Raw genomic sequence first — 11,589 nt, forward strand, 5'->3', positions numbered from 1 at the left:
TATAACACAATATCTTGTATTTACCAGCGGATATGCAGCAGTCAAATCCGAACAAAAAAAGATGATTTAAGGCAGCAGTAGGAGAAAAAGATTTTCAAAAAAATCATATAGCAATCAGCGTATAGAAAAAGCACAATAAACTAAAAAAGCTTATTGTGCTTCAAAAAGACTAATAAAAAAGAGTTAACGACCAATTGCTGTGAAGAGCAGGAGAAGTATTCCTCCCAAAATAGCAAAGGGAATTAGTAAATGAATAAAGAAAATGAAGATTAAACCGCATGCCAGTATAAATAATAAAATTTTAATTATCCCAACACCTAGTTTAGCCAGTGCCCAGATCAATGCAAAAATTAGTAATAAAGTAAGCATACTAGTATTTCCTCCTGATTTATTTGGTAAGCAATTATACCTCAAGCGCATTTACTTAAAATGAGTTTTACCTAAATTTAACAAAAAGATAATTATGTTTTTTATGAATAATTTACTGGTATAATATTTTTCCGTAGCAGTATTTATTTCCCGGGAAATAATTGGAAAGGATGAAGAATACTTGCGTTTTAGACAAATTATTTTTGATGTAGATGACACACTAATCGATTTCGCGGATACGGAGAATTTCGCGCTCCATCGCCTTTTTAACGCGCATCACTGGCCACTAACAGAGGACTTGCAGCGCCGTTATCACTCATATAATCAAAGCTTATGGCGTCAACTTGAAACTGGTACATTAACATATGATCAATTGAGTGAAATGGTTTTTCATAATTTTATCAAAGAAAACTATCATATTAATGTTGATGGACTTACCGTTATGGATGAATATCGTTCATATTTTGGTCAAGCTTACAAGTTATTACCTGGTGTAGAGGATACGCTTCGCTTTGCAAAAAAAAGTGGGTATGAGTTGACCATTTTGAGTAATGGTGAAGCCTATATGCAGCGCCACCGCTTGGAGCTAGCTGGAATTAAGAGTTATTTTGATTTAATTGTTACTTCTGAAGAAGCAGGTTATTCAAAACCTGATGCTCGAATTTTTGATTACTTTTTTGACCGGGCGGAATATGACCCTGAAGAAACGGTCTTTTTTGGTGATGGTTTACAATCAGACATTTTAGGTGCAGAAAACTATGGTTTTAGCAGTGTCTGGTATAACCATCGCAGACGGAAAAATAACATGAATTTACACCCTTTATATGAAGTGAAAACATATCCCGAATTTGTCAAGCTGTTAAGAAATGATTTTGAAAGATTTAATTAGCAATTTGGTAAATTTGATGTAATAAATCTCCGATACAATGTAAAAGAGGTGAAAATAATGACTAAAAAAATCAGTTCTTTAAATGACAGATATTTTTTAAATAACGGTGCGAAAATGCCCACTATAGGTTTCGGAACGTGGCAAACACCAGATGGCGATGTTGCCAAAAAATCCGTTATTGATGCAATTAATTCGGGGTACCGTTTGATTGATACTGCTGCCGCTTACGGCAACGAAGAGAGTGTCGGTAAGGGCATTAAAGAAAGTGATATTAACCGTTATGATTTATTTGTTACAACTAAATTGTGGAATGATAAGCATGGCTACCGGGAAACAATTCAAGCAATTGACGAAAGTTTAGAAAAATTAGGGTTAGATTATCTCGATCTGTACTTAATTCACTGGCCAAATCCAAAAGCAGTGCGTGATCACTGGGCAGAATTAAACGCAGAGAGTTGGCGCGCAATGGAAGATCAGTACAAGGCGGGAAAGCTTCGTGCGATTGGGGTTTCAAACTTTAGACGTGAACATATGGATGAATTACTAAAAACCGCTTCTGTTCGTCCAGCAGTCAATCAAATCTACTTAAATCCGAGTGATATGCAAGAAGAAGTTGTATCATATAATAATGAACTTGACATTTTAAGTGAAGCATATAGTCCATTAGGAACAGGTGGCTTAATAGGAAATAAAACTGTTGGTGAAGTGGCTGAGCATTATGGTAAAACGCCTGCTCAAGTACTCTTACGTTGGTCACTTCAACATCAGTTTGCACCACTTCCAAAATCTGTTCATACTGATAGAATAAAAGAAAATGTAGATATTTTTGATTTTGTAATCGATGAAGAAGATATGAAGAATTTGGACGGGTTGCATGGTGCTGCTGACCTTGCAACTGATCCTGATAAAACAAACTTCTAAAGTTAACAATTAAGGTGAAGAGCAATGAAAATAGGATTCATAGGTACCGGTAAAATAGGTAAAGCAATTATTTTGGGCTTATTACAAGGGGATATCGCTAACCAAGACATTTATGTTTTTGGTGGTGGACATCCATCAGCCGAAAAAGTTGCAGCTGAATTACACTTGAATTTAATTAATGACTATGCAGACTTTAAAGAATGTCAGGCTGTCATTGTTGCAGTGGGTGGTTCAGTAGTGGGAACTATTTTTGCAGAGCTTGGTCAAAAATACCGTGGGATTATCTTATCCACTGGTGGTGGTGATTTAGAAAAGCTAAACCATGAATTACCTAATGGCTCTTCTTTTGTCAAAATTGTTCCAAATACACCAGTTCAAATCGGTGAAGGAATTACAGCAATTAGTTTTGCTGCAGGAGAAAAGCCTGAAGTAATCAAGACGGTAAAAGATCTTTTTGAACAAATGGGGGATGTTTACGTTGTACCAGCCGACTTACTGGGTATTTATGGTACTGTCGCTGGTTGTACTCCAGCATATGTTGATTTAATGATCGAAGCACTGAGCGACGCAGCTGTTCAAAATGGGGTAAAACGAGCAGAATCCTATCAAATCATTGAAAAAATGCTTTTAGGGACTGCTAAATTAGCATTAACTAGTGGTAAGTTGCCTGAAGAATTAAAAGATGAGGTTACTACTCCTGGTGGCTCTACCATCAGAGGCGTTAATAAGTTAGAAGAAAAAGGTTTTCGTGGAGCATTAATTCAAGCACTTAATGCTTCGGCTAAGTAAAAATTAGCATGAATACTTAATTATAAGAAGACAAAATAAAAAGGCACCGAGTAAGTAAAATCGGTGCCTTTTTATTTTGTCTATTGTTTACTTAGCTTGGTAATCCGCTAAATTGATTACCTGGTCATACTTGTCTAAATCAGCAACTTGATAGTGATGAATTACCTCTACGAAGGTTAAATTTGAATCTAGTAATATTTGATGAATTGCGGCTGAAGTAGCTTGATCAAGCGAAGCGTTGATTTCATCAAGTAACAAAATTGGGCGTTTTGATAAAATTGCTCTTGCTAATTCAATTCGCGCTAATTGCCCACCAGATAGCTTGTCGGCATTATCCCCTAATTGATAATCAAAGCCTTTCTCTTCTACCATCGTATCTAACTCTAATTGCTTGCAAACTTACTCAACTTCATCCACAGGTAATTTTTCACCTAACGTTAAATTGAACCAAAGTGTATCAGCAAAAATAACCGGTGATTGACTGGAATATGCAAATAGATTAGATATTTGATCAGCTTTGACTTTTTGATTATCAATTAAAATATTTGATGCTGTTCCGAATTTATTAGACATCATAAAATACAGCAAAGTGGACTTACCACTACCAGAAGGTCCAATAACTGCTATCTTTTCTCCAGGTTTAATAGTTAAATTAAGTCCACCGAAAAGTTGTTTTTTGTCCCTTTCTAAACAGATATTTTGCTAACTTGCTTGTTTAGTGAAAGTACAGTTGACTGATGACTCTTTGGTATCTGCCAGCTCTAAATAATAATTAACCTTTTTCACAATATCTTTAGTCGTTGATAAGTGATTGCGTTCTTCTAAAATTTGCATAATTGGTTTAATAAATGAATTTGCTAATTGAACAATTGCAAATAGGACACCCATCGTTGTTTGTCCGTGTAATACCATTAACCCACCTAAATAGGCTGGAATAACAAACGTACCATAAATTCCTACAAAGCCGACAATTGTTTGAATATTATTACTCAGCAGATTCATCTTACACAGAGTTTCTTCTAATTTTGAAACTTTCGGTAAATTTGAAGCAACAGCATTAGCTTGCTTGTGATATAGCTTTAATGAATCGGTTCCTGCTAAGATGTTTTTTATTTGACTGACATACCTACTATTAGCTTCGGTCCACTGATTTGAAGCTTTACGGATTGGCTTTTGTAATAAACCTGAAGCTAGTATTGGAAGAGCAGAACCGATTAGGAAAAATATCGTCAAAATCGTATTAATATATAATGCGTAAATTAATGAAATTACAACTGTCACAAAATAAAAGGCAATATTAATTTCGGCATTAAATCGGTTAGTTTCTAACAATTTAAAATCATTGGTTAAAAACCCTAAAGCTGAAGCATTATCTTCTTTAGACGTTTCTAACATTCCTGCGAGAATTTTGGTTCTCAAACTGGTATTGACTTCTTGAACAGCATTATTTTTTAAATAATTGTAACCTAACTCAGCTACTAAAACGATTAAGAATAAAATTAGGGCAACTAAAAACATGTGAGGAAGCGCATGCAAGTTTTTATCCGCTAATGCATTTGTCATAGTTTCTAACACGTAAGCCATCACGATATTTTGTGTGCTCGCAATTATGCCAAGTATTACAAGCGCTGCAAGCTTCCATTTATTATAATATCTAACAATCATAATTTCTCCTTGCCTAGTATTAGTAGTAATTGCTTATTTTAAATCATTAACTAATAATTAAATTTCGGTATTCACTAGCTCCTATTCAGTGATTAGGAGAAGAAGAATAAGTTGTTCTAAATTATTGTAGAAATCTTTCCGATAATTAAAAGTACCTTCTTTAAAACTGATAATAAATTCATATTTTAATATAATACCATTCTTTATATTAAAAATTAAATATTTTTTAATTTTATATAATATTAGTAATACTCTCAAAGGTTTATATAATGTATTTGCTGTTTTTAACTACTCTTAGCAAGAATACTTAATTAATAGGAAGACAAAAGGCACCGAGTAAGTAAAATCGGTGCCTTTTATTAAAGTCAAATCATTAAATGTGTTTAAGAAGGGAAATAAGTTTTATAAATTAAAATTCTTTGTTCAAGTCAACTGGAGTGTCAGGAGTTTCTCCCTCGATTAACTTCAAGTTATTGTCAAATGAGTTGATAACCATGTTACGAACAGCGTGTGTTGTGTAGAATGCTGTGTGTGGAGTTACCAAAACGTTTGGACGAGCAACTAAGTCAGCTAAACGCTTATCAGGTAATTCTTTATCGGTGAAGTCTTCATTGAAAATACCTACTTCACCTTCATAAGTGTCCATTACGAAACCAAAGACCTTACCTGAGTCAAGGCCACGAATAACTGCATCAGTATCAACAAGGGGACCACGTGACACGTTCACAATAACAACGTCATCTTTCATCTTCTTGATTGATTCGTCGTTAATCATGTGGATGTTTTCTGGAACATCAGGTACGTGAAGTGAGATTACATCAGATTGAGCATAGAGTTCATCTAAAGTATCTACGTAGTAGCCCTTTTTCTTAAGAATAGGGTTCTGGAAAATATCGTAGGCAATAACTTTTGCGCCAAAGCCTTCCATAATTCTCATGAATACTTGGCCAATGTGACCAGTACCAATGACACCAACAGTTTGGTCACGAACTTCACGACCGATTGTAGGAGCCCAACGGAAATCATGCTTAGCAAGCTTTTCGTCCATAGCCTTATCTTGGCGTAAAACTCTAGCTGCTTGAATAGCTGCATGTTCAGCGATTGCATCTGGTGAGTAAACAGGAACGTTAGTTAACTTAAAGCCAAGTTCCTTAGCCTTCTTTAAATCGATGTTGTCAATACCAACGTTACGAATCGACCAGTTGTGAATACCAAGCTTGTCCAATGCTTCAATTGTGTCAGCTTTGTAATCTAATTGTTGGTAAGTAACGACACCATCAGCACCTTTAGCTAATTCAGCAGTTTCAGGTGTTAAAAGTTGATCGGTGAACTTAACATCAACATCTTTATGAGCGTTACTCCACTCACGGACATAAGGCTCTTCGTCTTTACGAATCGCATAAGCATAAATTTTAGTCATAAAATCTAACCTCCAAAAATCGTTATTAATTTCTCTTGTGCTATTATACACTTGTGCTAACTGAATTAAAAATATAAAAATTTGGTAAAGATAATTTTCAAAAAAAGTTGTTCCATAACAAACGCTTACATTAAATGAGTACCAACTAGTAAAGCTAGAATACTCATTTAAATAAATTTTTCTAAAAGTCGTGAAATTGGTAACAATTTTTCTTTTATGTAAATAGTGCAACTATTAATAATATTAGGTAAATTTTTCAATAAATCTTTGTGCTAGTCATAAAAAACTATATAATGTAGAAGACAGTTTTAAAAGGAGAAAAAATGATCTTAATTTCATGGAATATTGATTCATTGAATGCTGCTTTAACGGGTACCTCTTCAAGGGCTGAGGAAACACGTAAAGTTTTGGCAAAAATACATGATCAGGATGCAGACATTATTGCAATTCAAGAAACTAAATTGCGTGCAACTGGTCCAACTAAAAAGCACTTGGAAGTTTTAGCAACGGAATTTCCTGAATATGAAATAGTGTGGCGTTCTTCAGAAGAGCCGGCACGTAAAGGTTATGCCGGAACAATGTATCTATACAAAAAGGAACTTAAGCCTGAAGTGACTTTTCCAGAAATTGGTGCTCCAGAGCCAATGGACCAAGAAGGTCGCATTATTACATTAGAGTTTCCAGAGTATTTTGTCACCCAAGTTTATACACCAAACTCAGGTAATGGCTTGAAAAGATTGCAAGAACGTCAAATTTGGGACGAAAAATATACTGAATACCTAAAAACTTTAGATGATAAAAAACCAGTTTTGGCAAGTGGCGACTACAACTGTGCGCATGAAGAAATTGACTTGAAGCATCCAGATAATAACCATCATTCTGCTGGCTTTACCGATGAAGAGCGTGCAGGCTTTACTAAATTGCTTAATGCTGGCTTCACTGATACTTTTAGAGAAATTAATGGTAATGTTGAAGGTGTTTATTCATGGTGGGCTCAAAGAATTAGAACTGCCAAAGCAAATAATTCTGGTTGGAGAATAGACTACTGGATTACAAGTAACAGAATTGCTGACAAGGTAAAGCGTTCAGAGATGATGGATACTGGCGCACGTGCCGATCATTGTCCAATTTTGTTAGATATTGATTTGTAAAACATAGATTAAAAGAAATCCATGAATTTGGATTTCTTTTTCTTTATTACATATAGAAGATTTTGAGGAAATTAGATGAATAAACCGTTGCAAGATGCGATTCTTAATGGCTTATATGATCAAACGTATCCGGGGCATGAACTACTCAATCCCCAGCTTTTGAAGAATACAAAAGGCTCTAATATCTGGTTAACTATCAGGCAAGAACTTTTGAACTGCCAAGGCTTTACGTGGGCGGTTGCATTTATCACGCAAGATATGCTTGTGCCATTCAAAGTAGTAATGGCTGATTTAGCTAAAAAGGGTGTCTCGGGTACCTTAATTACGGGTGATTATCTTGCATTCAACGATCCAAAAGTTTTCCATGAGCTCTTAAAAATTGAGAATTTAACGGTAAAAGTTGCTTCTCCAAGGGGATTTCATGCCAAAGGCTACCTTTTCCAGCATGAAAATTGGCAAACAGTTGTCATTGGTAGTGCAAACTTTACTCGTGCGGCATTACTCAGCAATTATGAATGGGCGTTAAAAGTCAGCTCCAAGGAAAATGCTGCATTAGCGGAGCAGCTTGCAACTGAACTGAAAAAGTTAAGTCAAGAGAGTCAGCCGCTATCACTGGAATGGCTGAAAAATTATGAAGACAATTGGGTAAAACCGACTCAATATCAGCCAAGAAAATCCCAAAAAATAGCTGCTAGTCAACCAATTGAGCCAAATCAAATGCAAAAGGCTGCGTTACAGGAATTAGATGGTTTAGTTGAAGAGGGTAAAAATAAAGGGTTAATTGTTTCAGCGACTGGAACAGGTAAAACTTATTTGGGTGCTTTTGCTGTGCGTAATTTTAAGCCACATAAATTTTTGTATGTAGTGCACCGTGAGCAAATTGCTAAAAAGGCACTAGATAGCTTTTATCAGGTTATTGGCGGGGAACGAAAAAATTATGGTTTATTGACAGGCCATAAGCATGATTTAAATTGCCAATATACTTTTGCAACAGTTCAAACGTTGAGCCAACCTGAAGTACTGGATAATTTGCAGGCAACTGAATTTGATTACATTTTAATTGACGAGGCACATAGAGCGGCTGCACCGAGTTACCAACGTATTTTTGATAAATTCACGCCTAAGTTTTGGCTGGGAATGACTGCAACCCCTGAGCGAATGGATAACCAGGATGTATATCAGTTGTTCGATTACAATTTAGCCTATGAAATTCGCTTGCGTGGGGCATTAGAAGAAAAAATGCTTGCACCATTTCACTATGTTGGAGTTGAGGATTACGAAGTCGATGGCGAAAGCATTGATGAAACGGCCAATCTCCGTCGTTTATTAACGCCAAAACGAGTGGACTATATCTTGAAACAGATTGATTATTATGGCTACTGCGGTGACCAAGCTAAGGGATTGATTTTTTGCAGTAGACAAGAAGAAGCACGCGAGCTAGCAGAAATTTTTTTAGCTAAAGGGCATCCGGCAATTGCACTGACTAATGAAGATAGTGAAAAAAGAAGACTGCAAGTTGTGCACCAACTCGAAGAGGGAAAAATTGAATATATTATTACAGTTGATCTCTTTAACGAAGGAATCGACATTCCGGCACTGAATCAGATTGTGATGTTGCGTAATACGCAATCAAGTATTGTGTTTATTCAGCAGCTTGGCCGAGGTCTGCGTAAGTATCCTGGAAAAGACTATGTAACCGTCATTGATTTTATTGGTAACTATAAAAATAATTACCTAATTCCGATTTCTTTGAATCAAGACGATAGTAGAGACATTGAACGTGTACGCGAAGAGAGTACTTTGCCTGGATTTATTGATGTTTCAACAATTAACTTTACGCAAGTTGCTTCCAGCAAAATATTAGCATCGCTTGACCGAATAAAGCTCGATAGCATAAAGGAACTGCGTCAGTCTTATATTGAGCTAAAAGAAAAAACGGGTAGACCACCGCTTTTATATGATTTTTATCGTTATGGCTCGACATCGCCTGAAGTTTTTGCTAACAACCACGCTTTGGCTCATTACGGTGAGTTTTTAGCTAAAATGGGCGAGCCGCTAAAGTTGACTGAATACGAAAGTGCCGTTTTATCGTTCGTAACGAAAGAACTGCTAAATGGAAAAAGACCGCACGAACTGTTACTGCTCAAACAATTATTGGCAGACAAGTCAGTCAGCCAAACTGAGTACGAGCAGGTGCTGCGCGATTATGGCGCGTATGTTAATTCTGCTGTTTTAAACTCAGTTGACGATATTTTGACGTTGAATTTCTTTGATATTAAGCAAGGAAAGACTACCAAGAAAGAGCAATATGGTAATCAAGCACTTATTGAACGACCAGATTTGTTCACTTATCAACTAGCGCCGCAATTAGAGAAAGCACTTAATCATAACCAGCAGTTCAAGCAATTGTTTACCGATGTTGTTAAAACTGGTTTGGCGCTTAACCAAAAGTATGATAACCAAAAGCAATTCACGCTTTACGAGCAATATGATCGAAAAGATGCTTGTAGGCTACTTAATTGGCCGAAGGATGTTTCTGCACCAATGTATGGTTATCGTGTTGATAAAGATGAAACGCCGATTTTTATTACTTATAAAAAGGACTCATCAAAAAAGCGGAATGCTGTGTACAACAATACTCTAGAAGATGGTCGCTGCTTAAGATGGTACACGCGCTCGCCACGTCATATAGATTCTGATGAAGTTCAAAGATTATTGAATACACCCGAAATGAAGCTTCACCTATTTGTTAAGAAAAGCGATGCAATTGGTAAACAATTTTTCTATCTTGGCCAAGCGGAAATTCAAAAAGAAACCGTTAAAGAAGAGCAGTTAGGTCCAAAGAAAAAGGCTGCGGTTGGGATGAACTTGCTACTTAAACATCCACTTGAAGCCAAAATGTATGAACTACTATTTGAAGAATAAGAAAAAAGCTTCTTTATGATTAAAGAAGCTTTTTTAAATAGATAATTTATCTTGAAACAAATGTATTAGGCTTGATGTGCTGAAGGATTTCGTAGCCTACATCTTTTTCGTCGTTTTCAACATCATTAGTCTGATTTAAAAACATGACAATGCCGTTTTGATTATCGGTTGTTAGTTGAACCCAAGTACCAAAGTGGAGTCCATAGAAACTACCATAAGCGGATTTGAGAGTTTCTTTATTTCTTAAATACATTCCGCCGCAGTAATCGGTAACTTTACTCTTCAAGTGAGTCAAGTAATAAAAGTCATCCTTACTTAGGATACTACCGTCACTTAGGCCAACCTGTATTTTGTAATATTCGTCTGTTGTGGTAAATAAGTTACCGGCACCAGGAATTTGGGAGGCAAGACTGGCTTTAACGTAACTAGATTGCTGGTAGTTCTTGCCACCATTTGAATAGTAAGAAATAGGATCTGTTATTCCCTTAGGGATGCCTTGGTAAAGGTATGTTCTTTGTAAGTTAAGCTTTTTAACGATGCGACTTTCAAAGTTATCTTCATAGGACTTTCCAGTAACTTGGCGAATAATGCCAGCAAGCAAAATGTAGTTACTATTGTTGTAATGATAGTTACCTACACTATCTGCTTTAGAAGCGTTGATATTTTTCACAACCCAGTTAATTGAATTTGCTTCGGAATAAACAATCCCCCGATCAATTTCGGTTTGTGTAGCCGTAATACCAGAAGTATGTGACATTAGATTGCCAACTGTAATATTGTTAGCATTTTTTAAATTAGGATACCAACGTGAAATCTTTGTGTTTTGGGTAAAAGATTGATTCGTATTCTTGGTTTCATTAATTAGTTGAACAACCATTGCGGCAGTGACTACTTTTTGTAATGAAGCGGACGGATAAGTGATATTTTTACTGCCATTACCGATGCGTTTGCCGTACCAAGCATAGCCATAACTAATTGTTTGTGGCACACCATCTTTCACGACAGTTACGATGCCACGAACATGATGCTTTTTAAAAGTATTCCTAACAAAATTGTACATTTCGGTTTGGTTGCTAGTTGTGGGTGCGGCACTAACCGAAGTAGTAGAAAGAGCAGTTGATGCGGAAGCACCGATAACTAATGCCGCAGCTAAAGCAATAAGTTTATGTTTCAAGATATAATATTCTCCCTTACAGTTATTAAGATGTATTATAGAACGTTCGCTTTAACAAAGATATGTGAAAAAGGTTAATTTTCGTTAACAAAGCGGATAAAATTTAAATTGTTAAAGCAACAATGTAATATTTGCAAGAGTTGGAAAAAAAGCCACGAGCATACGGCTTTTTAAGGTGCTAGAAAAAATAAGTGAAAAAGTACTTGCCAAAAAGAGAAATAGTTGCTAGTATTAATAACTGTCGTCAGGACACAGGGCACAACAGCTCGAGCGATTGAACGACAAA

The 11,589-nt window shown here is 36.0% G+C and carries 8 protein-coding genes and 1 pseudogene; 5 read left to right on the forward strand and 4 right to left on the reverse strand.

Annotation, left to right across the window (positions count from 1 at the left end; all coding sequences use genetic code 11):
- Positions 1 to 183: 183 nt before the first annotated feature.
- Positions 184 to 369 carry a hypothetical protein gene (locus tag H3R21_RS05665; protein ID WP_046305789.1) on the reverse strand — a complete coding sequence of 62 codons (186 nt, stop codon included), beginning with the start codon at positions 367 to 369 and terminating at the stop codon, positions 184 to 186.
- Positions 370 to 550: 181 nt separating this feature from the next.
- Between H3R21_RS05665 and H3R21_RS05670 the strand changes: the two genes are divergently transcribed.
- Genes H3R21_RS05670 through proC form a run of 3 tightly spaced genes read left to right on the forward strand, consistent with a single transcriptional unit; the run spans position 551 to position 2,968 of the window.
- Complete coding sequence (locus tag H3R21_RS05670) at positions 551 to 1,258, forward strand: YjjG family noncanonical pyrimidine nucleotidase (RefSeq protein ID WP_198183679.1); 708 nt, start codon at positions 551 to 553, stop codon at positions 1,256 to 1,258.
- 57 nt (positions 1,259 to 1,315) lie between these two features.
- The gene (locus H3R21_RS05675; protein ID WP_198183681.1) at positions 1,316 to 2,179 is read left to right on the forward strand and encodes an aldo/keto reductase; all 864 of its coding nucleotides are present in this window, start codon (positions 1,316 to 1,318) and stop codon (positions 2,177 to 2,179) included.
- Between the two features lie 24 nt (positions 2,180 to 2,203).
- Entirely contained in the window at positions 2,204 to 2,968 is a 765-nt protein-coding gene (gene proC, locus H3R21_RS05680; protein WP_198183683.1) for a pyrroline-5-carboxylate reductase, read from the forward strand.
- 87 nt (positions 2,969 to 3,055) lie between these two features.
- Here the strand turns inward: proC and H3R21_RS05685 are convergent.
- Together H3R21_RS05685 and H3R21_RS05690 are read right to left on the reverse strand one after the other, a co-directional pair.
- A pseudogene (locus tag H3R21_RS05685) lies at positions 3,056 to 4,633 on the reverse strand (ATP-binding cassette domain-containing protein).
- 409 nt (positions 4,634 to 5,042) lie between these two features.
- On the reverse strand, positions 5,043 to 6,053 hold the full coding sequence (locus H3R21_RS05690) for a D-2-hydroxyacid dehydrogenase (RefSeq protein ID WP_046305796.1): 1,011 nt from the start codon (positions 6,051 to 6,053) through the stop codon (positions 5,043 to 5,045).
- Positions 6,054 to 6,376: 323 nt separating this feature from the next.
- Here H3R21_RS05690 and H3R21_RS05695 point away from each other — a divergent pair, with 323 nt between their 5' ends.
- Entirely contained in the window at positions 6,377 to 7,204 is an 828-nt protein-coding gene (locus tag H3R21_RS05695) for an exodeoxyribonuclease III (protein WP_074426427.1), read from the forward strand.
- A 75-nt stretch (positions 7,205 to 7,279) separates the two neighbouring features.
- Complete coding sequence (locus tag H3R21_RS05700) at positions 7,280 to 10,129, forward strand: DUF3427 domain-containing protein (protein WP_198183684.1); 2,850 nt, start codon at positions 7,280 to 7,282, stop codon at positions 10,127 to 10,129.
- Between the two features lie 46 nt (positions 10,130 to 10,175).
- Here the strand turns inward: H3R21_RS05700 and H3R21_RS05705 are convergent, their stop codons facing one another.
- Positions 10,176 to 11,303 (reverse strand): serine hydrolase, encoded by a 1,128-nt coding sequence (locus H3R21_RS05705; RefSeq protein WP_046305803.1) that lies wholly within the window; start codon positions 11,301 to 11,303, stop codon positions 10,176 to 10,178.
- Positions 11,304 to 11,589: the final 286 nt, after the last annotated feature.

Source organism: Lactobacillus sp. W8172, assembly GCF_016102055.1.
Classification (GTDB): domain Bacteria; phylum Bacillota; class Bacilli; order Lactobacillales; family Lactobacillaceae; genus Lactobacillus; species Lactobacillus apis_A.